Here is a 25,795-nt window from a genome sequence, read left to right as displayed (position 1 = left end):
GGCAGCCGGTTTGACCACGCACGCACCGCAGGCGGCGCAGGCCGTGACGCTGCCCGCCTCGCTGGACGAGGCAGTGGCGGCGCTGGCCGCCATGCCCGCCGCCGTCCCCGTGGCCGGCGGCACCGACCTCATGGCCGCCGTCAACTCCGGACAGCTGCGGCCCGCCGCGCTCGTCGGCCTCGGCCGGATCAGCGAGATCCGCGGCTGGCAGTACCAGGACGGCCACGCGCTGCTCGGCGCCGGCCTCACCCACGCCCGTATGGGGCGCCCCGACTTCGCGGCCCTCATCCCGGCGCTCGCCGCCGCCGCGCGCGCCGCGGGACCGCCGCAGATCCGCAACGCGGGCACCCTGGGTGGCAACATCGCCTCGGCGGCTCCCACGGGGGACGCGCTGCCCGTGCTGGCAGCCCTGGAAGCCACGCTGATCATCGCGGGCCAGGGCGGAGCCCGCCGCGAGATCCCGGTGTCGCACCTGCTCGCGGGCATGGAGATGCTCCGCGGCGGCGAACTCATCGGCTACGTGCGTGTGCCGCTGCTGCACGCGCCGCAGGTCTTCCTGAAGGCGACCGGACGCACCGGACCCGGGCGCGCCATCGCGTCCGTGGCGCTCGTCCTGGACCCGGCGCGGCGCGGCGTGCGGTGCGCCGTGGGTGCCATAGCGCCGATGCCGCTGCGGCCCCTGGACGCGGAGGCGTGGGTCGCCCAGCTGATCGACTGGGACAACAGTCGGTCGATCGTGCCGGAGGCGCTCAACGCCTTCGGGGAGTACGTCGCCGCGGCCTGCATCCCCGATCCCGTCCCGGCCGAGGACGGCTCCGTACAACAGCTTCCGCCGGCCGTACTGCACCTGCGGCGCACCGTCGCCGCGCTGGCCCGACGAGCACTGGGGAGGGCACTGTCGTGACCGACGACCAGCACGGAGAGGGCACTCCGCGGACCAGCGGCAGGTGGGACCCCCTCCCGCAGGGGGACTACGACGACGGCGCCACCGCCTTCGTCAAGCTCCCCGAGGGCGGAATCGACGCCCTTTTGGCGGAACGTGAGACGCCCCTCGCGGCGCCCGGCCACGGCTATGTGCCTCCCCGGATCGCCGCTGCGCCCCCGGCGGCCGACCCCGGGGCGACGGGCACCTGGGCCGCACCGGCCGAGGCCGTCCAGTGGCCGGACCCCAACGCCGCACACCAGGAAGCCGTACGCCACGAGACCGGGCGCCAGGAGTCCGGGTATCAGCAGGCCGCGCACGACGGGTTCTCGTACCACCCCGGCGCCACCGGCCAGTGGGACTTCGGGGAGGCCGCCCGGGAGGGTGCCTCCTCCGGTCACCACCCGGCCGACGCGCCCGGGCACGACGTCACCGGACAGTGGTCGATTCCGGTCGCCGAAGGTGATCTTCCGGACGAATCGGGCGAGTTCACCACGTCGGCCCTGGTCGAGCAGTGGGGCGGCACCCCGCCGGCCACGCTCCCGGGCGGCGCGGCAGCGCCCTGGGCGACCACGGAGATCGGTGAGCCGTGGTCCGCCGCACCGCGAGCGGCGACCCCCGAGGCCCCGGGGGCCTCTGAGGGCCCCGTGGAGCCCGCGCGGCACACGCATGCGGAATCGGCCGCCGAGGCCGCCCAGGCGGCCGCGCAAGCCGCTCACGCGGCTCCTGAGCCGGTCGCCGGGCCCATGTCCGCGACGGCCGAGGCGTACGGGACCCCGGACGGGGTCGAACCGGACCCCGACCCGGCCACGCCGGCCGCCCCGGCAGCGGTCCCGGAGGACTCCTCGGAGTACGTTTCGGAGCGTCGTTCCGAGCACCCTTCGGAGCACCCCGAGTCCCCCGCGCCGGACGCCCCCGGCGCGGAGGCGAGCGACCCGGACACCCCTGCGCCGCCCCCGCACGACGAACACCCCCTGGCCTCCTACGTCCTGCGCGTCAACGGCGCCGACCGCCCCGTGACCGACGCCTGGATCGGCGAGTCGCTGCTCTACGTCCTGCGCGAGCGCCTCGGCCTCGCGGGCGCCAAGGACGGCTGCTCGCAGGGCGAGTGCGGAGCCTGCAACGTGCAGGTGGACGGGCGGCTCGTGGCGTCCTGCCTGGTGCCCGCCGTCACCGCCGCGAGCAGTGAAGTGCGTACGGTCGAAGGCCTCGCCGCCGACGGACAGCCCTCGGACGTGCAGCGCGCCCTCGCCAAGTGCGGCGCGGTGCAGTGCGGTTTCTGCGTCCCGGGCATGGCCATGACCGTGCACGACCTCCTCGAGGGCAACCCGGCCCCCACCGAACTCGAGACCCGCCAGGCGCTGTGCGGCAATCTGTGCCGCTGCTCCGGCTACCGCGGGGTCCTGGACGCCGTACGCGAGGTCGTCGCCGAACGCGAGGCGCACAGCGCGGCCGCCGCCGAGGCCACGCCGGACGTCGACGAGCCGCGCATCCCGCACCAGGCGGGGCCCGGCGCGGGCGGCGTCAACCCGTCGGCGTTCGAGGACCCTTCCCCGTACGACTCCCAGGCGCCGTATGAGCAGCCGTACGGCCAGGACGGAGGCCAGGCGTGAGCAACGAGACCGCGACCGCTACTCCCGCGGCACCCGACACCGGCCCCGAGCCGCTGCCGCACGGGCTCGGCGTGTCGCTGCCCGCCGCGGAGGCCCGCGCCAAGACGGAGGGCACCTTCCCGTACGCGGCCGACCTGTGGGCCGAGGGCCTGCTGTGGGCGGCCGTGCTGCGCTCGCCGCACCCGCACGCCCGCATCGTGTCCATCGACACCAGCCACGCGCGCGAGATGCCCGGCGTACGGGCGGTCATCACCCACGAGGACGTGCCCGGCGCCGCCCTGCACGGCCGCGGCCGTGCGGACCGTCCGGTGTTCGCCTCCGAGGTCGTACGCCACCACGGTGAGCCCATCGCGGCCGTCGCCGCCGATCACCCGGACACCGCCCGGATGGCCGCCGCGGCCGTCATCGTCGAGTACGAAGTGCTCGAGCCGGTGACCGACCCCGAGCAGGCGTTCGAGGCCGAACCCCTGCACCCCGACGGCAACCTGATCCGGCACATCCCGCTGCGCCACGGAGACCCGGACGCCGTCGGCGAGATCGTCGTCGAGGGCCTGTACCGCATCGGCCGCCAGGACCCGGCCCCGATCGGCGCCGAGGCCGGACTCGCCGTGCCCCGCCCGGACGGCGGCGTCGAGCTCTACATCGCCTCCACCGACCCGCACACCGACCGCGACACCGCCGCCGCCTGCTACGGCCTGGAGCCCGAGCGGGTGAAGGTCGTCGTCACCGGAGTGCCCGGCGCCACCGCCGACCGCGAGGACCAGGGCTTGCAGCTCCCGCTCGGCCTGCTGGCCCTGCGGACCGGCTGCCCGGTGAAGATCACCGCGACCCGCGAGGAGTCCTTCCTGGGCCACGCCCACCGGCACCCCACCCTCCTGCGCTACCGCCACCACGCCGACACCGAGGGCAGGTTGGTGAAGGTCGAGGCGCAGATCCTGCTCGACGCGGGCGCCTACGCCGACACGTCCGCCGAGTCGCTGGCCGCCGCGGTCTCCTTCGCCTGCGGCCCCTATGTCGTCCCGAACGCCTTCATCGAGGGCTGGGCCGTGCGCACCAACAACCCGCCCTCCGGCCATGTGCGCGGCGAGGGCGCCATGCAGGTCTGCGCCGCGTACGAGGCGCAGATGGACAAGCTCGCCAAGAAGCTCGCCCTCGACCCCGCCGAACTGCGCCTGCAGAACGCGATGGCCACCGGGGACGTGCTTCCGACGGGCCAGACGGTGACCTGCCCGGCCCCGGTCGCCGAACTGCTCCAGGCCGTACGCGACTACCCTCTGCCCGCGCTCCCCAAGGACACCCCCGAGGACGAGTGGCTGCTCCCGGGCGGCCCCGAGGGCGCCGGCGAACCCGGCGCCGTACGCCGCGGGGTCGGCTACGGCCTTGGCATGGTCCACATGCTCGGCGCCGAGGGCGCGGACGAGGTCTCCACGGCCACGGTCAAGGTCCACGATGGCGTCGCCACCGTCCTGTGCGCGGCCGTCGAGACCGGCCAGGGCTTCACGACACTGGCCCGCCAGATCGTCCAGGAGACCCTCGGCATCGACGAGGTGCACGTGGCGCCGGTCGACACCGACCAGCCGCCCGCGGGCCCCAGCTGCCGTGGCCGCCACACCTGGGTGTCGGGCGGAGCGGTCGAACGCGCCGCGAAGATGGTCCGTACGCAGCTCCTGCAGCCCCTGGCGCACAAGTTCGGCATGTCCACGGAGCTCCTCCAGATCACCGACGGCAAGATCACCTCGTACGACGGTGTGCTCTCGACCACCGTCACGGAGGCGATGGACGGCAAGGAGCTGTGGGCCACCGCGCAGTGCCGCCCGCACCCGACCGAGCCGCTGGACGAGGCGGGCCAGGGCGACGCCTTCGTGGGCCTGGCCTTCTGCGCGATCCGCGCGGTGGTGGACGTGGACATCGAACTGGGCTCGGTACGGGTGGTGGAGCTGGCGCTCGCCCAGGACGTCGGCCGGATCCTCAACCCCGCCCAGCTCACGGCCCGTATCGAGGCGGGCGTCACCCAGGGCGTCGGTGCCGCGCTCACGGAGAACCTCCGTACCGCCCGTGGCCTGGTCCGCCACCCCGACCTCACGGGTTACGCCCTCCCGACCTCCCTGGACGCCCCCGACATCCGCATCGTCAAGCTCGTCGAGGAGCGCGACGTCGTCGCCCCCTTCGGCGCGAAGGCGGCCAGCGCGGTGCCGGTCGTGACGTCCCCGGCGGCCGTCGCGTCCGCCGTACGGGCGGCGACGGGCCGCCCCGTCAACCGCCTCCCGATCCGTCCGCAAGCCGCCGTGGTGACCGCGTCATGAGCACCCCCGAGCCGACGACCCACGATCCCGAGCCGACGACCCACGATCCCGAGCAGCCGCGCTACGAGCCTCCGCCGAGCGTCGGGAAGCTGGCGCTGTGGGTACTGCTGTTCGTCGTGGCGGCCGTGGTGGTCGTCCTGGGCGGCGTGTACTTCACCTGAGACGGCTGACGGCTGACGGCCGCGGCAAGGCGCCCCCCGATGGCTTGAACCCGCGTGTTTCCGGGCCGTACGGCCTGCGTGCCTGCGGGTTTCCGGCGTTGTCAGTGGGGCGGCGTATGGTTCTCGGTCAGTGGGGAACTGCCGCTGGGCGGCGGCGAGTTCCCCGCGGGAAGCACATATGCGTTCACATGCGCGGGGGAGCCATGAGTACGACTGACACCGATGTCGTCGGCGCGATCACGCTGACCGAGGACGAGCTGGATCCATACATCACACACACGGACACACGGCAGTGGCTGACGGGGCCCGGGCTGCCGGCCGAGGGCACGCTGCTGGGCTTCGGCGCACTGCGGGAGCACGGGCTGCGCAGGGTCGCCGACCTCGCCGGTGACGCCGACAAACTCGCCACGGAGCTCCAGGACCAGCTGGTCGTGGGAGCCCTGCGGACCTTCGACCGGGACCTGGAGTCGATCGTCCTGGACGGGGCGACGGGGAAGGTCGCCACGACGTACTTCTTCTCCGACCCGGCTCTGATGGACCTCGCGCCCCTGGCCCCCTCCCTGGAAGCCCTGGTGCGCTTCTCGGCGGCGACAGAGGAACTGACGGCGTCCCGCGGACGGTTCGCCTCCTACGAGGGCCGGTTCGGCCCGAAGGCGGTCACGGAGGCCTCCGAGTCCCTCGCCGCGGTCTTCGGGGCGGGCGCGGGCGGCGAGGTGGCGCCGTACTGGCGGATGGCCGCCCTGATCCGCCCCCTCGCCCGGATCGCGGGCCCCGGCGAGGGCCTCGCCCTCGACCTGCCCAAGCGGCTGCTGGACGAGGAGTTCGGCGCGGGCGCGATCATGCGCTTCGAGGATGTCGACTTCCCGCCCGCGCTCGTGCACGAGCCGACCCGTCGCTTCCTGCGCGAGACCGGCCTGCCCGAGGACGGCCTCCTCTTCCAGCTGGACACGGAAGTGCCCCTGCCGGCCCTCACCGACTACTACGCGGACCAGCGCCCCGACGACTTCTCCACCGACGAACTCCCCCCTACGGCCGACCGTCTGATACGCCTCGGCTACCTCATCGAGGACACCAGCCTCGTGGTGGACGGCACCACGGGCGCGGTCCTCGCCTGGAGCGAGCCGGACATCACCCTGCGCCCCCTCAACGCCGACATCTCCACCCTCGCCTTCACCCTCTGGCTGCTCCACCGCGAGAAGGCCCTCGACGCGACCCACGACCTCACCGACTCCTACGAGCAACTGGCCGCCACCATGGCCCAGACCCTCGCCACGGTCGACCCGGTCGCCTGCGACCCCACCCCCACGCTGGAGGGCGACGACGGCTGGCGCTACTGGCCGGAGATATTCGAGGACGAGGCGGGCGGCACCCTCCACGGCTAGTCCACGGACGGCCACACCTCCCACGCACGGATCGGCCGCCCCCGAGCCACGGGAACGGCCGATCCACCTCGCAGGAGGCCGTGGTGGACCTCGACAGCGCGACAGCCGTGGGACGGGCTCGCGAGAGCCTGCCCGCTACCCGGGTCGCGCCGACGACGCGCGGCGAGCACTGGATCTACCTCGGGGTCACAGGAGTTCGGGGTGGCGCGCTTCCTTGCTGCACAGCATGCCCTGTGCCAAGGCGCTTCTCGCAGAGGCGAAGGTTCGCAACGGACTGATCCGGAAGACCGAGACGGACCGGCCGGACGACGACGACGGCGCGGCCGGGGCTCTCGTCTCAAACGCGTTGACAAAGGGGGCGGGCATTTGCGCCTGCCCCCTCCTCGTGTCACTAGCTGGCACTCGTCCAAAAGCCGCGCCAAAGCACTGAACGTGGCGAGTTGCTCCCATACATCCTGCTCGGTCAACTTGTCGCTCAGCGTTCAGACCGGAAACCACGACAAACAGGGGAAACGAGATAGCCCCGCGATGCCACGGTAGAAACATGATCGAAAAATATGTTCACCATCTAATTAGATGACGTAGTGTCACAACGGCTCGCCGGACTGCCCGAGCGAGCGTAAGGAGGGGGTACACGATGCGCCACAAGATCGCGGCCTTAGCCGCAACCACCGCTTTCCTCGCCGGCGGGGCACTCGCCACGGCGACGTCGGCGTCGGCAACTGTTGATCCGCCCAGCGGCGGTTGGGACCACACGTGGACCACCACGGACTCCACTCCGGGTGGCACGGTCTACATCGCTGAGTACGGCGACATCGTCTCGCTCTGCGACACGGACGCCGACGGATACGCTCCCCGGGTCCAAATCGCCAGCCAGGACGGTTCCGGCGCCTATGACATCCGCTACACACTCACCGCCTCGGGCGGAGAGGGAGCATGCGTCTCGGCCCGTGCTTCGCAGGGGGGCGTGTACGACCTCCCTGAGAACACTGAAATCGGCGTCACGATCTGGCTGGGTCCGAACCGCGACTATCAGGCCACGCACTATTACCTCAACGACAACTAGCCGGCGTGCAGGGGAGGAAATGCCCCTGCACGCCCTGCGTGGCCAACGCGCCGGCGCCGCTGGACCTCCGTCGCCAAACCTCTGAGGTCAACTGAGTCGGAAACCGGGACGGAAACCGGGACGGAAACCGGGACGGAAACCGGGACGGAAACCGGGACGGACGGTCAAAAGGGCGGCACCCTGCGGGGGTGCCGCCCCTTTCGTTCTGACCGGTCAGGACAGGTAGAGGCCGTGGCGGGAATTGAACCCGCGTAACTCGCTTTGCAGGCGAGCCCCTGAACCACTCGGGCACACGGCCGTTCTCAGGTGCGGCACGGCTCACTCGTTCCGAACCTGATGGGTTGAACGTAGGCGGGGCGGAGGATGGGCTCAAGGGGTGCGGCGGCGCTGCAACGGGACTGCCATACGCCGTTCATGAATGCCGGTTCTCGGACCCTGGGCGTACGACCAAAGGCCCAGACGATCACGGTCTTCGGACAGGAGTCACTGTCGGTTGTGGCCCTTACGCTGGCGGCCATGACAGCGCTGGAAGCACGTGACGCCGCGACCGCCCCGCCCGAGGACAAGGGCGCGGGAGGTGTGCTGAGCCGTCCCTACCGGGCGCTCAGCATCGGGATCGTGTTCGTGGAGCTGCTGATCGCCTTCGAGGCCACGGCCGTCGGAACGGCGATGCCCGTCGCGGCACGGGAGCTCGACGGGGTGTCGTTGTACGCGTTCGCGTTCTCGGCGTATTTCACGACGAGCCTGTTCGGGATGGTGTTCGCCGGGCAGTGGGCGGACCGCCGCGGGCCCCTGGCGCCGCTGACCACGGGGATCACGGCCTTCGCGGCGGGACTGCTGCTGTCCGGGACGGCCGGGACCATGTGGCTGTTCCTTCTCGGGCGGGCGGTGCAGGGGCTCGGCGGCGGTCTGGTCGTCGTGGCGTTGTACGTCGTCGTGGTGCGGGCCTACCCGGAGCGGCTGCGCCCGGCGATCATGGCGGCGTTCGCGGCGAGCTGGGTGATTCCATCCGTGGTCGGACCGTTGATCGCGGGCACGGTCACCGAACACCTGGGCTGGCGCTGGGTGTTCACCGGGATACCGGTGCTGGTCGTGTTTCCGCTGGCGCTCGCGCTGCCGCGGATACGACGGCTGTCGTCCGGGCGGTCGGCGGACGCGGGGACCGCCGGTCGCGAGCCCTTCGAGCGGCGGCGCATCCGGCTGGCGCTCGGGATCTCGCTCGGCTCCGGACTCCTCCAGTACGCCGCCCAGGACCTGGACCCGCTCTCGCTCGTCCCTGGCCTCGCGGGCGCCGCGCTGCTCGTCCCGGCCGTCCTCGGGCTGCTGCCGCGCGGCACCTACCGGGCGGCGCGCGGGCTGCCGTCCGTGGTGCTGCTGCGCGGGCTCGCGGCCGGGTCCTTCATCGCCGCCGAGTCCTTTGTGCCCCTCATGCTGGTCACCCAGCGCGGGCTGTCGCCGACGCTCGCCGGGTTCTCCCTCGCGGCGGCCGGCGGGACCTGGGCGCTGGGGTCGTATGTGCAGTCGCGGCCACGGACGGAGCCGTACCGGGACCGGCTGATGTTCCTCGGGATGGTGCTGCTCGCGGCGGCCATCGTCGCCGTGCCCAGCGTGCTGATTCCCGCGGTGCCCGTGTGGATCGTCGCCGTCGCCTGGGGGTTCGGCTGCTTCGGGATGGGACTGGTGATCGCCTCGACCAGCGTGCTGCTGCTGCGCCTCTCGACGCCGCAGGAAGTCGGCTCCAACTCCGCCTCGCTCCAGATCTCCGACGGCCTCTCCGACATCGTGCTCCTCGCGGCGGGCGGCGCGGCCTTCGCGGCGCTGGGCGGCGGCAAGGTCGCGGAGACGGCCACCTCGACGGCCGAGGGTTCCCACCCCACCGCGTTCGCCGCCGTGTTCCTGCCGATGGCGGGGGTGGCGTTGGTGGGGGCCTGGGTGACCACGCGATTGCGAGAGCGCTGATCTGGAAGGAGAGCGGTGTTCCGGTTCGGCCGAGTGCGGTCATCGGAACCGCCCGAGCTCGTACTGCCTGGTCATCGCCATGGCGGCCGGTGAAGAGCACGACATCGGGGTGATCGGTGGGCGGTCACGGTGTTTGTGAGGTGGGTCCCATCCGCGGGTGACCCGGCGTCGTCCGCGCGTTGACCACTCCGGGGCGCCGGTAGGGTGGCCCGGTTGTCATACGTAGCCGAGCCGCTCGACCAAACCACGGAGACCGTGACTACCACCGCCGCCAGCGCATCCACCTCGCACCACCTCTCACCCGCCTTCCCCGGCCGCGCCCCCTGGGGTACCGCCAGCAAGCTGCGCGCCTGGCAGCAGGGGGCGCTGGAGAGGTACATCCAGGAGCAGCCGCGCGACTTCCTGGCCGTCGCCACGCCCGGCGCCGGCAAGACGACGTTCGCGCTGACGCTCGCGTCCTGGCTGCTGCACCATCACGTCGTGCAGCAGGTGACCGTGGTCGCGCCGACCGAGCACCTCAAGAAGCAGTGGGCGGAGGCCGCCGCGCGGATAGGGATCAAGCTGGATCCCGAGTACAGCGCCGGTCCGCTCAGCAAGGAGTACCACGGCGTCGCCGTGACGTACGCGGGTGTGGGCGTGCGGCCCATGCTCCACCGCAACCGCGTCGAGCAGCGCAAGACCCTCGTCATCCTCGACGAGATCCACCATGCCGGTGACTCGAAGTCCTGGGGCGAGGCGTGCCTCGAAGCGTTCGAGCCCGCCACGCGGCGGCTCGCGCTCACCGGTACGCCCTTCCGGTCCGACACCAACCCCATCCCCTTTGTGACGTATGAAGAGGGAAACGACGGGATTCGGCGGTCTTCCGCCGACTACACCTACGGGTACGGGTCCGCTCTGGGGGACGGGGTCGTGCGGCCCGTCATCTTCCTCTCCTACAGCGGCAACATGCGGTGGCGCACGAAGGCGGGGGACGAGATCGCGGCCCGGCTCGGCGAGCCGATGACCAAGGACGCCATCTCGCAGGCCTGGCGCACCGCGCTCGACCCGCGCGGCGAGTGGATGCCCAGTGTGCTGCGCGCCGCCGACCAGCGGCTGACCGAGGTCAGGAAGGGCATCCCGGACGCGGGCGCGCTCGTCATCGCCTCCGACCAGGACTCCGCGCGCGCGTACGCCAAGCTCATCCGTGAGATCACCGGGACGAAGGCGACCCTCGTCCTGTCCGACGACACGGGCGCGTCCAACAGGATCGACGAGTTCAGCCACAGCGAGGACCGGTGGATGGTTGCCGTCCGCATGGTGTCCGAGGGCGTCGACGTGCCGCGGCTCGCCGTCGGTGTGTACGCCACCACCATCTCCACGCCCCTCTTCTTCGCGCAGGCCGTCGGCCGTTTCGTACGGTCCCGGCGGCGCGGCGAGACCGCCTCCGTCTTCCTTCCGACCGTCCCCGACCTCCTCGGCTTCGCGGGCGAGATGGAGGTCGAGCGCGACCACGTCCTCGACAAGCCCAAGAAGGAGGGCGAGGAGGACCCGTACGCCGAGTCCGAGCAGGAGATGGACGAGGCGAACCGGGAGCAGGACGAGGACACCGGCGAGCAGGAGCAGTTCTCCTTCGAGGCGCTGGAGTCCGAGGCCGTCTTCGACCGAGTGCTCTACGACGGCGCCGAGTTCGGGATGCAGGCCCACCCGGGGAGCGAGGAGGAGCAGGACTACCTCGGGATTCCGGGGCTGCTCGAACCCGACCAGGTGCAACTGTTGCTGCAGAAGCGGCAGGCGCGGCAGATCGCGCACAGCCGCAAGAAGCCCGACGACGAGGCCGACCTTCTCGAACTGCCCGCCGAGCGGCGGCCCGTGGTCTCGCACAAGGAGATGCTGGAACTGCGCAAGCAGCTCAACACCATGGTCGGCGCGTACGTCCACCAGAGCGGCAAGCCGCACGGCGTGATCCACACCGAACTGCGCCGCGTGTGCGGGGGGCCGCCGAGCGCGGAGGCGACGGCGGGGCAGTTGCGGCAGCGGATCGCCAAGGTGCAGGAGTGGGCCACCCGAATGCGGTGACGCTGGGCGCTGTGCCGGGGCGGTTGCGGTTCGTGGGGCGACGGGTTGTGCTTCGGCTGTGGGCCGGTGGGGGCTGGTCGCGCCCACGCGGCGGAGCCGCATGATGTCAGCGCCCCGCGCCCCTTTCAGGGGGCGCGTTCCTGTGCGTGTGCGCTGTACGTACGAGGACAAAGGTGCCGCAAAGGGGAAGAGTTCGTACCAGGTCATGACCGGATTCTGGACGGAGACTTCCGCTGAGCGAACCGGCTCGCTACTGTCCCGCTACGCACACGCCCCGTGGCAGCGCCGCCGCGGAGCGCAGCCGTGTAGCGACTCCGCCCGGGAAGAGCCCGGGTCGTCAGCCGACGGCGGCCTCTGAAGCGCGTCGCCGACGGGACTCGGAGACGCAACCGCCGCGAGGGGCCGCCGACCTCACCACTAAGGAGTGGGCGTCGTGACCGCGGAGACCTCTCAGACGCTCGACCGGGGACTGCGCGTCCTCAAACTGCTCGCCGACACGGACCACGGGCTGACCGTCACCGAGCTTTCGAACAAACTGGGCGTCAACCGGACCGTTGTGTACCGCTTGCTCGCCACGCTGGAGCAGCACGCACTCGTACGCCGGGATCTGGGCGGCCGCGCCCGGGTCGGCCTTGGGGTACTGCGGCTGGGGCGTCAGGTGCATCCGCTGGTACGGGAGGCCGCGCTGCCGGCGCTGCGCGCGCTGGCCGAGGACATAGGGGCCACGGCCCATCTCACGCTCGTCGACGGGACCGAGGCGCTCGCCGTCGCCGTCGTGGAGCCGACGTGGACGGACTATCACGTCGCCTACCGTGCCGGGTTCCGCCATCCGCTGGACCGGGGCGCCGCGGGCCGCGCGATCCTCGCCGCCCGGCAGCCCGGGCCGGCCGACGCCCCGGGATACACGCTCACGCACGGGGAGTTGGAGGCGGGTGCGAGTGGTGCCGCCGCTCCCCTGATAGGGGTGACCGGGGTCGAGGGCAGCGTCGGTGTCGTCATGCTCGCGGACTCCGTGCCGGAACGGGTGGGGCCGAGGGTCATGGACGCGGCGCGGGAGGTCGCGGACGCGCTGCGCTGACGCTCCGCGCTGTGCCGAGTCGACGCCTCCGCACTCCGTGGCGCTGAGGCCCCGCACCCTGCCGCGCTGACGCTCCGTGCTCCGCGCTCCCTTGCGTTGACGCTCCGCGCTCCGCCGCACTGCCCCCCCGCGGCCTGTCGCGCCGACGGTCCTTGTTTCCAGTCACCCCCTGGCTTTGGCCGACCCGCCAAACCACCCCCGCCATCTCTGGCCGATGCGCCCACCGCCCGTCGCCCCGCCCTCCGCATCATCAGGGCACTGAAGGCGGAACGGTGAACGGTGGAGGGAGACAAGGCGTGGAGACGGAGACGGTACGTACACGGCCGGACGTCGGCCGAGGAGGCGGACGGGCGGCTCGGCTGACCCGGCGTCAGGGCGTCGGATCGCTGGTCGCCGAGGCCGCCGGGAGCCCGCTCAGGCGGACGATGGGCGTCGGGCAGCTCACTTTGCTCAGCGTGGGCGCCACGCTCGGCACCGGCATCTTCGTGGTCCTCGGCCAGGCGGTGCCCGAGGCCGGTCCCGCCATCGTCGTGTCGTTCGTCCTGGCCGGTGTGACCGCGCTGTTCTCCGCGCTGTCGTACGCCGAGCTGGCCGGCATGATCCCGGGCTCCGGCTCCTCGTACAGCTATGCGTACGCCACCCTCGGCGAGCTCGTCGCCTGGGTGTGCGGCTGGTGTCTGATCCTGGAGTACGGGGTGTCCGTGGCCGCCGTCGCGGTCGGCTGGGGGCAGTACGTCAACGAACTGCTCGACCTGACCGTCGGGGTCACCCTCCCCGACACGCTCAGCGCGCCGCCCGGCGCCGGCGGTGTCCTCAACATCCCCGCCGCCGCCATCGTCGTCCTCGCCATGGTCGTGCTGCTGCGCGGAGCGAAGGAGAGCGCCGTCGCCAACACCGTCATGGTCGGCGTGAAGATCGCCGCCCTCGTGATGTTCTGCGCGGTCGCCTTCACCGCCTTCCGGGCCGGGAACTTCACGCCCCTCTTCCCGCTCGGCACCGCCGGCATGAGCGCCGGCGCCGCCTCGCTCTTCTTCTCCTACATCGGCTTCGACGCCGCCTCGACGGCGGGGGAGGAGGCGAAGAACCCGCAGCGCGACCTGCCGCGCGCGATCATCCTCTCCCTCGTCCTCGTCACCGCCCTGTACGTCCTCGTCGCGGTCGCCGCGCTCGGTGCGATGCCCTGGAGGAAGTTCGAGGGCACGGAGGCCACGCTGAGCCAGGTGCTCGTGCAGTCGGTCGGCGGCGGCAGCCTGTGGCCGATCCTGCTCTCCATCGGGGCGGTCGTCGCCACCACGAGCGTCGTGCTCACCGTGCAGTACGGGCAGATCCGCATCCTCTTCGCGATGTCGAGGGACGGGCTCGTGCCGCCGCTGTTCTCCAAAGTGCACCCCACCACCGGGGTGCCGCGCGCCAACACGGTCATCGTCTCCACCTTCATCGCCGTGCTCGCCGCGCTCGTCCCGCTGGGCGCGCTCGCGGACGCCACCAGCATCGGTACGCTCTTCGCCTTCATGCTGGTCAACCTGGCGGTCGTCCTGCTGCGCCGCCGCAGCCCGGAGGCACCCCGCTCCTTCCGGGTCCCCTTCTCGCCGGTGACGCCGATCCTGGGTGTGGGCTTCTGCGTCTACATGCTGTTCAGCCTGGGGTCGGACACCTGGGTCGCGTTCGGCGCGTGGATGGCCGTCGGCCTGGTGATCTACTGGCTGTACGGGATCAAGCACTCCAAGCTCGGAGACAAGCCCGGAGACAAGCCCGGCGAGAAAATCGGCGGGAAACTCGGCGACAAGCTCGGCGACGAGGAAGTGGCGTGAACACCCTCGACCTCACCGCCGACGTCGTCACGCTCACCCGTGCCCTCGTCGACCTCCCCTCCGAGAGCGGCGAGGAGGCCCGGCTCGCGGACGCCGTCGAGGCGGCCCTCGCCGCCCTCCCGCACCTCACCGTGGAGCGGATCGGCAACTCGGTGGTCGCCCGCACCGGCCTCGGCCACCCCGAACGGATTCTGATCGCGGGCCACTTGGACACCGTGCCCGCCGCAGGGAACCTGCCGTCCCTCCTGCGGGGAGACCTCCTGTACGGGCTCGGCGCCTGCGACATGAAGGGGGGCGTCGCCATCGCACTCCGGCTGGCGGCGACGCTCCCCACGCCCACCCGCGACCTCACGTACGTCTTCTACGAGTGCGAGGAGGTCGAGGGCGACCGCAACGGGCTCGGCCGGATCGCCGCCGTACGGCCGGAGTTGCTGAAGGCCGACCTCGCGATCCTCATGGAGCCGTCCGACGCCGGGGTCGAGGCGGGCTGCCAGGGTGTGCTGATGGCCGACATCACGGTCCGCGGCGAGCGCGCGCACACCGCGCGCGCCTGGCGGGGTGTGAACGCCGCGCACCGCGCCGGGGCCGTCCTCCAGCGCCTCGCCGACCACACCCCGGAACGGGTCGTGATCGACGGCCTGGAGTACCGGGAGGGGCTGAACGCCGTCGCCGTACGCGCCGGGGTCGCGGGCAACGTCGTCCCCGACGAGTGCGTGATCACCGTCAACTCGCGTTTCGCGCCGAGCCGTTCGGCCGAGGAGGCGGAGAAGTACGTACGGGATCTCTTTCCCGAGGACGAGTACGAGGTCGACGTCACGGAGGTCGTGCCGGGCGCGCTGCCCGGGCTCGACCGGCACGCGGTCGCCTCGCTCGTCCGCGTGCTGGACGCCACGCCCCGTCCGAAGCTGGGCTGGACGGACGTGGCCCGTTTCGCCGCCCTCGGCACGCCCGCCCTCAACTACGGCCCGGGCGATCCGGTCCTCGCGCACACGGCGGGGGAGTACGTCCCGGTGGCGCAGCTGCGGGCGTGCGAGGAGCGGCTGACGCGGTGGCTCACGCCGGGAGGCCGCTGAGCCACTCCAGCGGGAACTCGGTGAAGACGTGGGGTGCCTCAGTGGCGGCTGCCGAGCCCGCCCAGCGTCCTCAACTGGAGCCACAGCACCAGCCGTTCGTCGGGATCGTCGAGGTCGATGCCGAGCTGCTGCCGGGCCTGCCGGAGGCGGTAGCGGCAGGTGTTGGCGTGCACGGCGAGCAGCCGCGCCGCGCCCGCCATGTCGCAGCCCGCTTCCAGCCAGGCGACGAGGGTGCGGGCGTACTCGGTGCCGTGCTCGGCGTCGTACGCGAGGACCCGCCGCCATCCGCCCGCTCTCAACTCCCGTCGCTCGCCCAGGATTTCGGCAAGCCGCAGCAAGGTGACGCGCGGCCTCACCTCCTCCACGGTCGCCACCGGCAGCTCCGGGCCCAGAACCCGCAGGACGAGGTCGGCGTCGTCCCGGGAGGCCCGCACCTGCGCGAGCCCGGAGACCACGTCACCCAGCCCGGCCCGTACGGGCACCCGCAGCGCCTGCCCGGCCCGCCCCACGATGTCCTCCGCCAGCCCTCGGTGGCTGTGTCGATTCGTTCGCCTCCGGGGCGCTCCAGCCGGTGTCGAGCGACCGACCGTGCTCACCCCTCCGGGCCTCCGCGCGCTCGGCCGCTCGACACCGGCGCGCCCCTGCGGCTCACGGGCCCCGCCACGCTCCCCGACCGCCGGCAGCAGCGCGTACACGACCCCGTCGACGAGGACGCCCGCGTGCCGTCCGTAGCGCGCCTCGCACTGGAGGCGTACGAGGTCCAGGAGCCGTAGCGAGGTCTGTTCGACGTCCGCCGCCGAGACACTGGAGTCCAGGACGAAGGCGGCCACGCGCACGGGCGCCGGGTTTCCGTCCGGGCCCAGGCCCAGCCCCAAGCGGTGGGCGGCGCCCGCCGGGTCGGCGGTGCCGTCGAGCAGGCGGCGCAGCAGGTCGCCGTTCTGGTGGCGGGCCAGCTCCTGCGCGGCGCGGGCCCGCAGCAGGAGCAGCGCCGCCGTGGACGCGCCCTGGACGAGGGCCTCCTCGGCGTCCGGCGCGAGGCCGCCGTCGTCGACGACCCAGAGTGAGCCGAGGGTCTCGCCGCCGGCCCGGACGGCGACGGCGAGCCGCGGCAGGTTGTCGCTGCCCTCCAGCGCGGGCAGCCGGACCACGCCCTCGGCCGCGAACAGCACCCGGTACTGCTCCGAGTTGGCGGGGCTCCCGGGTACCTGGAGGCCGAGGATGCCCGTACGGCGGTCCTCGTCGACCGGCTGCCCGGCAACCGTCGAGTAGGCGAGGATCCGCTGCCGCGGGTCCTCGATCGCGGTGGCGCCGCCGACGGCCGCGGCCACCGCGTCGGCCAGCGCGAACAGGTCCCCCAGACCGCTCCCGGCGGCCGACGGCCGCGCCCCGATCGCGGAGGCGAGCAGCAGATGCACGTGGTGCCAGGCGGCGTCCTCGTCCACGGACAGCAGGGCCACACCCGCCGACTCCGCCTCCGCGAGCGGGCCGTCCGGGCCGCGTACGACCAGCCCGCTCATCCCCGCCTGCGCCGCCGCCCGCGCCAGCGGCCCCGCCGCGGACGCCCGCACCCCGACCGCGAGCAGCAGCGCCCCGGGCGCACGGGGCAGCGGCGTGTGGGCGTCGTACAGCAGCGCCTCGGTGACGGGCACGGTGAGCCCGGCGGGCGCGGTGTGCAGCCGTACGGAGGGGCCGCCGACGACGTCCAGCAGGTCACCGAGGGTGCAGGCGTCCACGAGGCTCCTTCCGGGGAACGGGAATGGGGATGGGGGTGGGGGTGGGGATGACAAGGATGGTCGGCCGGTTTCGGACGGGCGTGGTTGGCCGATCTCATCAGGAACGTACGCGCGTGTTGTCCTGATGTACAACGTGGGCGCCGCCGCGAGCTTCGAGACTCGGTTCCATGACCGAAGTGAGCATCCGTACCGTTCACGACGTCGCCGGGATCGGCGAGGTGGCCGACCTCTTCAGCGACGTCTGGCAGACGCCCCGCAGCAACCCGCCCTATCCGGCGGAGGTGCTGCACAGCCTGGTGCACGCCGGGGGTGCGGTGCATGCCGCGTACGACGGGACACGGCTGGCCGGAGCCGCCGTCGCCGTGTTCGGGGAGCCGGGGCGGCAGGACACGTACTCCCTGGTCGCCGCGGCCGATCGCGGGGTCGGGTACGCCGTGAAGCAGGCCCAGCGCGCCTGGGCCCTGGAGCGCGGCGCCCGCACCATGCGCTGGACCTTCGATCCGCTGGTCGGCCGCAACGCCCGCTTCAACCTGGTCAAGCTGGGGGCCACCGGCACGGAGTACCTGGTCGACTTCTACGGGCCCATGGCGGACGGGGTGAACGACGGGGACGAGAGCGACCGGCTGACGGTGACCTGGGATCTGGCCGCGCCCAGTACACCCAGTGCGCCCAGTGGGCCCAGTGCGCCCAGTACATCCGGGGAGACCGGCGACCGTGACGCCGCGCCCGCCACCCACCTCGCCCCCGACGACGCCTTCCTCGTCCGCCGCGACACCTCCGACCGGCACATCTGGTGCCGGGTCCCGGACGACGTCGTCAAGCTGCGCGCCTCCGACCCGGTGCTCGCGCTGCGCTGGCGCCACGCCGTCCGCGCGGTCTTCACGGAGGCCTTCGCCGAGGGGTACGTCGCCACGGGGATGTCCCGCGACGGCTGGTACACCCTCACCCGCCCCACCACGGAAGGCGCCTCATGAAACTCGAACGCGTCGAAGTCGTCCACATCGCGCTGCCCCTCGTCACCCCCTTCCGTACCTCCTTCGGGACCATGACGACGAAGGACACCTTCCTCCTGCACGTCGTCACGGACGCGGCCGAGGGCTGGTCGGAGTTCGCCGCCGACCCCGAGCCGCTGTACTGCTCGGAGTTCGTGGCCGGCGCCGAGATCGTGCTCCGTGACTTCCTGCTGCCGCGCGTGGCCGCGCTCCCGCATCTCACGGCCGCCGCGCTCGCCCCCGCGATGGCGAAGACCAAGGGGCACGAGCTGGCCAAGGCGGCCCTGGAGACGGCCGTCCTCGACGCCGAGCTGCGCGCGTACGGCATGTCGCTCGCGACCTACCTCGGAGCCGTCCACGACCGCGTGCCCGCCGGAGTGTCGGTCGGCATCAAGGACTCCGTCCCGGCACTCCTCGACGACGTCGAGCGCTACCTCGCCGAGGGATACGTCCGGATCAAGCTGAAGATCGAACCCGGCTGGGACCTGGAGCCCGTACGGGCCGTGCGCGAGCGCTTCGGGGACGCGCTGCCGCTCCAGGTGGACGCCAACACGGCGTACTCGCTCGCGGACGCCGAGCACCTGCGCCGGCTCGACGCGTTCGGACTGCTGCTCATCGAGGAGCCACTGGAGGAGAACAACCTCCACGCGCACGCACGGCTCCAGCAGCGCATCGCCACCCCCGTCTGCCTCGACGAGTCCCTGCACAGCGCCCGCGACACCGCCTCCGCGATCGCCATGGACGCCTGCCGGGTCGTCAACGTGAAGCCCGCCCGGGTCGGCGGCTACCTGGAGGCGCGCCGCATCCACGACGTCGCCCACGCGCACGGAGTGCCGGTCTGGTGCGGCGGCATGCTGGAGACGGGCATCGGCCGAGCCCCGAACCTGGCCCTGGCCGCCCTGCCGGGCTTCACCCTCCCCGGTGACACCTCCGCCTCCAGCCGCTACTTCGCCGAGGACATCACCGAGCCCTTCGTCCTTCAGGACGGTCATCTGCCGGTGCCGCGCACTCCGGGCATCGGGACCGAGCCGCTGCCGGAGGCGCTGCGCCGCTTCACCACCGCCCGGCGGGACCTGTACGGAGGCCGCGCCGAGCGGTGACGTTAGATTGATCCTGTGCTCTCTCGCCTCACACGCCTCCAGGCCATCGCCGTCTGCGCCGCTCCCGTCGTGGCCCTGCTCGCCACGGCGGCGTTCGCGCCGCTGCCGTTCTCCGTGGCGCAGCCCGGCATGACGGCGAACGTTCTCGGCGAGAACAAGGGCGACCCGGTGATCACGATCAGCGGAGCGCCCACCCGCACGACGAGCGGGCAACTGCGGATGACGACGATCGAGGCGACCGGGCCGGACGCGAGCGTCAGCCTCGGTGACGTGATCGACGGCTGGTTCCGTACGGACCGGGCCGTGATGCCGCGCGACTCGGTCTACCCGAGCGGGAACTCCGTCAAGGAGATCGAGCAGCACAACGCCGACCAGATGAAGCAGTCCCAGGACACGGCCACCGAGGCGGCGCTGTCCTATCTGCACGAGAAGAACGACGTGAAGGTCACGCTCAAGCTGGCCGACGTCGGCGGGCCCAGCGCAGGACTGCTCTTCACGCTCGGGATCATCGACAAGCTGGACGGCGACGGCAGCGGCGGCGACCTCACGGGCGGTCGCAACGTCGCGGGTACGGGGACGATCGACGCCGACGGCAAGGTCGGCGCGGTCGGCGGGGTCGCCCTGAAGACGCAGGCCGCCCGGCGCGACGGCGCGACGGTCTTCCTGGTCCCGAAGGCGGAGTGCTCGGACGCGAAGTCGGAACTGCCCAAGGGGCTGCGACTGGTTCCGGTGACCACGCTCAAGGGCGCGGTCGACGCGCTGGTCTCCCTGGAGAAGGGGAAGGGCTCGGTCCCCAGCTGTTAGCGGGCCGCGCCAGCGAGCGGCAGCTGCTGATGGCGGCTGCTCAGGTACTGCCAGAAGTTCACGCCACCTCCCCGGCCGTCGGTCAGTGCTCGGTCGCCGCCTGCTCCACCAGCGGGATGATCCGCAGCGGAACGGGGTTCTCCATGACGATCGCCGTGGAGGCCCGGACGATGCCATCAAAACCGACGACCCGGTCGATCACACGTTGGAGATCGGCGTTCGAGCGGGCCACCAGGCGGCACAGCATGTCGCCGCTGCCGGTGGTCGTGTGCAGCTCCAGCACCTCGGGGACGGTCGCCAAGTGCGCCCGTACGTCTGTGCCTTGTCCCTGCCGGATCTGCAGCGTCGCGAAGGCCGTGACGGGGTAGCCGAGCGCGGCCGGATCCACCTGCGGACCGAATCCCCGGATGACTCCATTCGATTGAAGGCGGTCCAGCCGGGCCTGCACGGTGCCGCGCGCGACCCCGAGCCGCCGGGACATCTCCAGCACGCCGATGCGCGGCTCCTCGGCCAGCAGCACGATGAGCCGGCCGTCCAGGTGATCGATTGCCATGCCGCCCTCCCGGGTGGTCATCATGTACAGAACGCCCGCAGGCGTGGGCGCTTTGCTGAGCACATTGTCCAGCTCTCTCGCAAACTATTGCGCACCTTGTGGAACGGAGAGAGTCTGCGGCCATGACGCAGACCACACACCTCACTCCCGACACCGCCCGGCAGGCAGACCCCTTCCCGGTCAAGGGAATGGACGCGGTCGTCTTCGCCGTCGGCAACGCCAAGCAGGCCGCGCACTACTACTCCACGGCCTTCGGCATGCGGCTGGTCGCCTACTCCGGACCGGAGAACGGCAGCCGCGAGACGGCGTCGTACGTCCTCGAGAACGGCTCGGCACGCTTCGTCCTCACCTCCGTCATCAAGCCCGCCACCACCTGGGGCCACTTCCTGGCCGAGCACGTGGCCGCGCACGGCGACGGGGTCGTCGACCTCGCCATCGAGGTCCCGGACGCACGCGCCGCGTTCGCGTACGCCGTCGAGCACGGCGCCCGCCCGCTCGCCGAGCCCTACGAGCTCAAGGACGAGCACGGCACCGTCGTCCTCGCGGCGATCGCCACGTACGGCGAGACCCGGCACACGCTCGTCGAACGCACCGGCTACGACGGCCCGTACCTCCCCGGGTTCACCGCCGCCGCCCCGATCGTCGAACCGCCCTCCCACCGCACCTTCCAGGCCATCGACCACTGCGTCGGCAACGTCGAACTCGGCCGCATGAACGAATGGGTCGGCTTCTACAACAAGGTCATGGGCTTCACGAACATGAAGGAGTTCGTGGGCGACGACATCGCGACCGAGTACAGCGCGCTGATGTCGAAGGTCGTCGCCGACGGCACGCGCAAGGTCAAGTTCCCGATCAACGAGCCCGCCATCGCCAAGAAGAAGTCCCAGATCGACGAGTACCTGGAGTTCTACGGCGGCGCGGGCGTCCAGCACATCGCGCTGAACACCAACGACATCGTGCAGACCGTACGCACCATGCGCGCGGCCGGGGTCCAGTTCCTGGACACGCCCGACTCGTACTACGACACCCTCGGCGAGTGGGTCGGCGACACCCGGGTCCCCGTCGACACCCTGCGCGAGCTCAAGATCCTCGCCGACCGCGACGAGGACGGCTATCTGCTTCAGATCTTCACCAAGCCGGTCCAGGACCGGCCGACCGTCTTCTTCGAGATCATCGAGCGACACGGCTCGATGGGCTTCGGCAAGGGCAACTTCAAGGCGCTCTTCGAGGCGATCGAGCGGGAGCAGGAGAAGCGCGGCAACCTGTAGGGATCAAACGCGGATATCTGTCACCTGTCACCTGTCAGCGGTTATCTGTCATCTGTCAGCGGCTATCTGTCAGCGGGCAGCGGGCAGCGGGCAGCGGGCATCTGTCATCTGTCAGCGTGACCCCGTGCGCCGCGGTGCCGGTGCCGATGCCGGTGCCGATGCGGGTGCCGATGCGTGTGGCCTGGGTCGACGGGGCGCCCGCGGGGCCGCCGGGTTCGCCGGATTCACGGCAGCGCCCGGCGGCCCGGCCGCGCCCTCCGGTTCCGTCGGGGTCTCGTCCTTCGGCTCGGGCAGCGGCTCCGCCGGCGGCTCGCCGAGGGCGGCCAGGGCCCGCCGGGCCTCGGGGGCGAGGACGGGGGAGAAGTACGGGTTGATCTGGAGGGACTCCGCGATGTGGCGGCGCGCCGGCGCGAGCAGGCCCAGCTCGCGTTCGATCTGCCCCCGGTGGAAGACGTACAGCGCGCTGCGGACGCCGCCGCCCTTCGTCTTGTCCGTCGCCTGCGTCGCGAACTTCAGCGCCTCCTCGTCCTCCTCGGCCCGGTGCAGCGCCCACCCCAGCGCGTCCGCGACGGCGACACCGGGCTGGCGCTTCCACTCCTCGCGCAGCCGGCGCACCGCGTCCTCCGGATCGCCGTGGTCCGCCTCGAACAGCCCGAGGACCAGTTCGTCGTCGACACCGGCCGCGGCGTCGGTGCGCACCCGCTCCCGCAGCAGGGCGTACTGCGTCCCTGCCGCGTCGCGCCGCCCCAGCGTCTCGTACAGCTCGCCCAGCTCCAGCGCGTACCGCGGATCGGGCTCCTGGGCGAGCGCCGTCTGGTAGGCACGCAGCGCCTCCGCGTTGCGCCCGAGCGCCGCCAGCGCACGCGCCTGTCCGGCGAGCGCGCCGTGCTGGTCGGGATCGTTGCTCAGCGCGGCCTCGTAGTAGCGCAGCGACTCCTCGCGGTCCCCGCGCTCCCAGGCGAGCCGGCCCGACTGCGCCAGCCAGGTCGCCCGCTCGGCCGGAGCGGTGGCGCCCGCCGTGGCGTCCGCGAGGGCGGCCACCGCGTCCTCGCGCCAGCCGCGGTCCCAGTACACCTGGGCGGCCTCGACCAGCACCGGTGGCCCGTGGTGCAGCCCTTGGAGCTTCTCCAGCGCGCCGCGGCTCGCCTTGTAGTCACCGAGACCGGTGCAGGAGTCGATCAGCAGCGGATACGCCGTCCACCGCTTCGGCGCCAGTTTCAGTGCCTCCTCGGCCCACTTCCGCCCGGTCCGGAAGTCGTTGCGGGCGTTGGCGAGCGCGGCCAGCCCCTCCAGCGCCGTCAGGTTCCCCTTCGGCTTCGTCTCCAGTGACGTGCGCAGCGCCTGCTCGGCCTTCGGGAAGTACGCGGGCGTGGCAGTCCGCTGCCCCTGCTCCACGTACGCCGCGCCGAGCACCGCCCACGACTGCTCGTCGCGCGGATGGGTGCGCAGATGGGCCTCGTGGTCCCCGATGAGCGCCACCAGATCGGGCAGCGCGGCGGGCACCCCGGCCCCCACCGCCGTCCCCGCCCGTGTCACCGGACCCGGCGACGGAGGCGCCGCGGCCCGCCGCGCCGAGGGCATCAGCACCAGCACCCCGCCGAGGACGACAGACCCCGCGACCAGGCCGATCAGCACGTGCTTGGCGACGGAGGGACGCCGCCCGGAGGGCCCCTGGGGCGCGAGCCCCGTGAGCACCGGCTGTCGCTCTTCGATCTCCATGCCGCTCACTGTGCGTCAATACGAAGACCACACCCCGGCACGCCAAGCCCCGCGTGGATGGGGTTCACACCGATGGCCCCGAGTGCGACGCTGTGATCATGAGCCGTATCGAAGCCCCGCGCGACGAAGTCACCGGCAACCTCGTGGACCGCCTGCTGAGCGGCCTGCCGGCCGAGGCCGTCCTCATCGACCCGGACGTCACGGCCTCGTACGCGAACGACATGGCGAGCTTCTGCGAGGCGGGCACCCCCGCCGTCGTCGTCCTGCCCCGTACCGTCGAACAGGTCCAGCACGTCATGCGGATCGCGACCGAGCTGCGTGTCCCGGTCGTCCCGCAGGGTGCCCGCACCGGCCTGTCCGGCGCCGCCAACGCCTCCGACGGCTGCATCGTGCTGTCGCTGGTGAAGATGGACCGCATCCTCGAGATCAACCCGGTCGACCGGATCGCCGTCGTGGAACCCGGCGTCATCAACGCCACCCTCTCCCGCGCCGTGAACGAACACGGTCTGTACTACCCGCCGGACCCCTCCAGCTGGGAGATGTGCACGATCGGCGGGAACATCGGCACGGCCTCCGGCGGCCTGTGCTGTGTGAAGTACGGGGTGACGGCCGAGTACGTCCTCGGCCTCGACGTGGTGCTGGCCGACGGACGGCTCATGTCCACCGGACGCCGTACGGCGAAGGGGGTCGCCGGGTACGACCTCACCCGCCTCCTCGTCGGCTCCGAGGGCTCGCTCGGCATCGTCGTACGGGCGATCCTGGCGCTCAAGCCGCAGCCGCCCCAGCAGTTGGTGCTGGCGGCGGAGTTCGGATCGGCGCGGGCCGCCTGCGACGCCGTGGTCCGGATCATGGAGGGCGGGCACGTCCCCTCCCTCCTCGAACTCATGGACCGTACGACGGTCAAGGCCGTCAACGACCTGGCCCACATGGGCCTCCCGGAGACCACCGAGGCGCTCCTCCTCGCCGCCTTCGACACCCACGACCCGGCCGCCGACCTGGCCGCCGTCGGCGCCCTGTGCGAGGCCGCGGGCGCGACGCAGGTGGTTCCCGCGGAGGACGCGGCGGAATCCGAACTGCTGCTCCAGGCGCGGCGGTTGTCGCTCACCGCGCTCGAAGCGGTCAAGGGCACCACTATGATCGACGACGTGTGCGTGCCACGCTCCCGGCTCGGCGACATGCTCGAAGGCATCGAGCGCGTCGCCGAGAAGTACTCCCTGACCATCGGTGTCTGCGCGCACGCGGGCGACGGCAACACCCACCCCACCGTCTGCTTCGACGCCGACGATCCCGACGAGTCGCGGCGCGCCCGCGAGTCCTTCGACGAGATCATGGCCCTCGGTCTGGAACTCGGCGGCACCATCACCGGCGAACACGGCGTCGGAGTCCTGAAGAGGGAATGGCTGGCCCGCGAGCTCGGACCGGTGGGCGTGGAGATGCAGCGCGGCATCAAGGCCGCCTTCGACCCACTGGGCATTTTGAACCCGGGCAAGGTGCTCTAGGACCCCACCTCGGCCGTACCCATGGGCCGAGTGCGGTCACCCCCGTCACGCCTGCACCAGGGCGGGCTCGGCCCCAGGCCGCGGACGCGGTACGCCGATCCGCCCGCCCGTAGGACACCGGCGCACGGCGGATTCACTCGCCGTCCGCCGACTCGTCCGACGGCCACGGGTCGCGCAGCCACAGTTCGTCGTGACAGCCCGGGGTCGGGGCCAGCAACTCGGCGAGGCCCTCGTCGAGGCCGAGTTGCTGGGCCTCGAAGCCCGGCGGGACCGCCCGCAGGGTGTGCTCCAGCCAGGCGGACACCTGCGCGGTGGGCGCTTCGAGGAGGGCGTCCCCGTCCGGGGAGCTGAGCGCCATCAGGACGACGCTGCGCCCCGCGACCTTCGTCGGCCACACCCGTACGTCGCCGTGCCCGCACGGCCTGAACACCCCCTCGACGAGCAGTTCACGGGCGAAGGTCCAGCTGACGGGATGGTCGGAGCCGATGTGGAAGGTGATCTGGACGGCGTACGGGTCGTCGGAGCGGTAGGTGAGCCGGGCCGGTACGGGGATGCTGTGTTCGGGCGACACGACGAGGTTGAGCTCGAGTTCGCGTTCCACCACGGTGTGCATGTCGATGCGCTTCCTTTCGGGTAGGGGCCCTCGGGGCGGGCCCGTACGAGTGGAGAGCGCGATCACGCGGAACCATTACGCGGGTTCGAAG

20 protein-coding genes and 1 tRNA gene are annotated in these 25,795 nt (G+C 72.0%); 16 read left to right on the top strand and 5 right to left on the bottom strand.

All coding sequences use genetic code 11. From position 1 onward, the window contains the following. Positions 1–10 precede the first annotated feature (10 nt). From ACFZDJ_RS07195 to ACFZDJ_RS07170, 6 genes are all read left to right on the top strand, one after another. Entirely contained in the window at positions 11–904 is an 894-nt protein-coding gene (locus tag ACFZDJ_RS07195; RefSeq protein WP_101404900.1) for a xanthine dehydrogenase family protein subunit M, read from the top strand. Further along, the gene (locus ACFZDJ_RS07190; RefSeq protein ID WP_391056679.1) at positions 901–2,535 is read left to right on the top strand and encodes a 2Fe-2S iron-sulfur cluster-binding protein; all 1,635 of its coding nucleotides are present in this window, start codon (positions 901–903) and stop codon (positions 2,533–2,535) included. The genes ACFZDJ_RS07195 and ACFZDJ_RS07190 overlap by 4 nt, the downstream gene beginning before the upstream one ends. Then, entirely contained in the window at positions 2,532–4,838 is a 2,307-nt protein-coding gene (locus tag ACFZDJ_RS07185; protein ID WP_390926814.1) for a molybdopterin cofactor-binding domain-containing protein, read from the top strand. Before ACFZDJ_RS07190 ends, ACFZDJ_RS07185 begins: the two co-directional genes overlap by 4 nt. Further along, positions 4,835–4,999: a hypothetical protein gene (locus tag ACFZDJ_RS07180; protein ID WP_266413573.1), complete on the top strand. Its 165-nt coding sequence runs from the start codon at positions 4,835–4,837 to the stop codon at positions 4,997–4,999. The genes ACFZDJ_RS07185 and ACFZDJ_RS07180 overlap by 4 nt, the downstream gene beginning before the upstream one ends. A gap of 203 nt (positions 5,000–5,202) precedes the next feature. Further along, a complete protein-coding gene (locus ACFZDJ_RS07175; RefSeq protein WP_391056676.1) occupies positions 5,203–6,381 on the top strand; it encodes an SUKH-4 family immunity protein in 1,179 nt (392 codons plus the stop codon). Positions 6,382–7,018: 637 nt separating this feature from the next. Then, positions 7,019–7,447 carry a hypothetical protein gene (locus ACFZDJ_RS07170; RefSeq protein WP_391056673.1) on the top strand — a complete coding sequence of 143 codons (429 nt, stop codon included), beginning with the start codon at positions 7,019–7,021 and terminating at the stop codon, positions 7,445–7,447. Positions 7,448–7,673: 226 nt separating this feature from the next. Here ACFZDJ_RS07170 and ACFZDJ_RS07165 read toward each other — a convergent pair. Continuing rightward, positions 7,674–7,745, bottom strand: a tRNA-Cys gene (locus tag ACFZDJ_RS07165). A gap of 218 nt (positions 7,746–7,963) precedes the next feature. Here ACFZDJ_RS07165 and ACFZDJ_RS07160 point away from each other — a divergent pair. From ACFZDJ_RS07160 to dapE, 5 genes are all read left to right on the top strand, one after another. Continuing rightward, positions 7,964–9,406: an MFS transporter gene (locus ACFZDJ_RS07160; protein ID WP_391056671.1), complete on the top strand. Its 1,443-nt coding sequence runs from the start codon at positions 7,964–7,966 to the stop codon at positions 9,404–9,406. Positions 9,407–9,661: 255 nt separating this feature from the next. After that, positions 9,662–11,461: a DEAD/DEAH box helicase family protein gene (locus ACFZDJ_RS07155; RefSeq protein WP_390926822.1), complete on the top strand. Its 1,800-nt coding sequence runs from the start codon at positions 9,662–9,664 to the stop codon at positions 11,459–11,461. A 433-nt stretch (positions 11,462–11,894) separates the two neighbouring features. Continuing rightward, positions 11,895–12,539: an IclR family transcriptional regulator gene (locus ACFZDJ_RS07150; protein WP_101408088.1), complete on the top strand. Its 645-nt coding sequence runs from the start codon at positions 11,895–11,897 to the stop codon at positions 12,537–12,539. A 296-nt stretch (positions 12,540–12,835) separates the two neighbouring features. After that, positions 12,836–14,350 (top strand): amino acid permease, encoded by a 1,515-nt coding sequence (locus ACFZDJ_RS07145; protein WP_390926826.1) that lies wholly within the window; start codon positions 12,836–12,838, stop codon positions 14,348–14,350. After that, positions 14,347–15,423 (top strand): succinyl-diaminopimelate desuccinylase, encoded by a 1,077-nt coding sequence (dapE, locus tag ACFZDJ_RS07140; RefSeq protein ID WP_391056667.1) that lies wholly within the window; start codon positions 14,347–14,349, stop codon positions 15,421–15,423. The genes ACFZDJ_RS07145 and dapE overlap by 4 nt, the downstream gene beginning before the upstream one ends. 38 nt (positions 15,424–15,461) lie before the next feature. Here dapE and ACFZDJ_RS07135 read toward each other — a convergent pair whose 3' ends face one another. Next, positions 15,462–17,156 carry a helix-turn-helix domain-containing protein gene (locus ACFZDJ_RS07135; RefSeq protein ID WP_391056665.1) on the bottom strand — a complete coding sequence of 565 codons (1,695 nt, stop codon included), beginning with the start codon at positions 17,154–17,156 and terminating at the stop codon, positions 15,462–15,464. A gap of 167 nt (positions 17,157–17,323) precedes the next feature. Between ACFZDJ_RS07135 and ACFZDJ_RS07130 the strand changes: the two genes are divergently transcribed. The 3 genes from ACFZDJ_RS07130 to ACFZDJ_RS07120 are packed head-to-tail and all read left to right on the top strand — an operon-like array spanning position 17,324 to position 20,052. Further along, positions 17,324–18,130 (top strand): chorismate synthase, encoded by an 807-nt coding sequence (locus ACFZDJ_RS07130; protein ID WP_391056662.1) that lies wholly within the window; start codon positions 17,324–17,326, stop codon positions 18,128–18,130. Beyond that, complete coding sequence (gene menC / locus ACFZDJ_RS07125) at positions 18,127–19,248, top strand: o-succinylbenzoate synthase (protein WP_390926834.1); 1,122 nt, start codon at positions 18,127–18,129, stop codon at positions 19,246–19,248. The genes ACFZDJ_RS07130 and menC overlap by 4 nt, the downstream gene beginning before the upstream one ends. Positions 19,249–19,263: 15 nt before the next feature. Further along, positions 19,264–20,052 carry a PDZ domain-containing protein gene (locus ACFZDJ_RS07120; RefSeq protein WP_168508928.1) on the top strand — a complete coding sequence of 263 codons (789 nt, stop codon included), beginning with the start codon at positions 19,264–19,266 and terminating at the stop codon, positions 20,050–20,052. 82 nt (positions 20,053–20,134) lie between these two features. Here ACFZDJ_RS07120 and ACFZDJ_RS07115 read toward each other — a convergent pair whose 3' ends face one another. Further along, on the bottom strand, positions 20,135–20,605 hold the full coding sequence (locus ACFZDJ_RS07115) for an Lrp/AsnC family transcriptional regulator (RefSeq protein ID WP_054229681.1): 471 nt from the start codon (positions 20,603–20,605) through the stop codon (positions 20,135–20,137). A gap of 122 nt (positions 20,606–20,727) precedes the next feature. Here ACFZDJ_RS07115 and hppD point away from each other — a divergent pair, with 122 nt between their 5' ends. Then, entirely contained in the window at positions 20,728–21,873 is a 1,146-nt protein-coding gene (gene hppD / locus ACFZDJ_RS07110; protein ID WP_391056660.1) for a 4-hydroxyphenylpyruvate dioxygenase, read from the top strand. Positions 21,874–21,984: 111 nt separating this feature from the next. Here the strand turns inward: hppD and ACFZDJ_RS07105 are convergent, their stop codons facing one another. Further along, on the bottom strand, positions 21,985–23,592 hold the full coding sequence (locus ACFZDJ_RS07105) for a tetratricopeptide repeat protein (RefSeq protein ID WP_391056657.1): 1,608 nt from the start codon (positions 23,590–23,592) through the stop codon (positions 21,985–21,987). Between the two features lie 92 nt (positions 23,593–23,684). On the opposite strand from ACFZDJ_RS07105, the gene ACFZDJ_RS07100 reads away from it, so the two are divergent. Then, positions 23,685–25,091 (top strand): FAD-binding oxidoreductase, encoded by a 1,407-nt coding sequence (locus ACFZDJ_RS07100; RefSeq protein WP_384910958.1) that lies wholly within the window; start codon positions 23,685–23,687, stop codon positions 25,089–25,091. A 133-nt stretch (positions 25,092–25,224) separates the two neighbouring features. Here ACFZDJ_RS07100 and ACFZDJ_RS07095 read toward each other — a convergent pair whose 3' ends face one another. Beyond that, the gene (locus ACFZDJ_RS07095) at positions 25,225–25,704 is read right to left on the bottom strand and encodes an SsgA family sporulation/cell division regulator (RefSeq protein WP_391056654.1); all 480 of its coding nucleotides are present in this window, start codon (positions 25,702–25,704) and stop codon (positions 25,225–25,227) included. Positions 25,705–25,795 lie beyond the last annotated feature (91 nt).

The organism is Streptomyces sp. NPDC007896 (genome assembly GCF_042959425.1).
Classification (GTDB): Bacteria; Actinomycetota; Actinomycetes; order Streptomycetales; family Streptomycetaceae; genus Streptomyces.
Note: the sequence above shows the minus strand (reverse complement) of the source record. Positions and strands in the feature narration are given on the sequence as shown.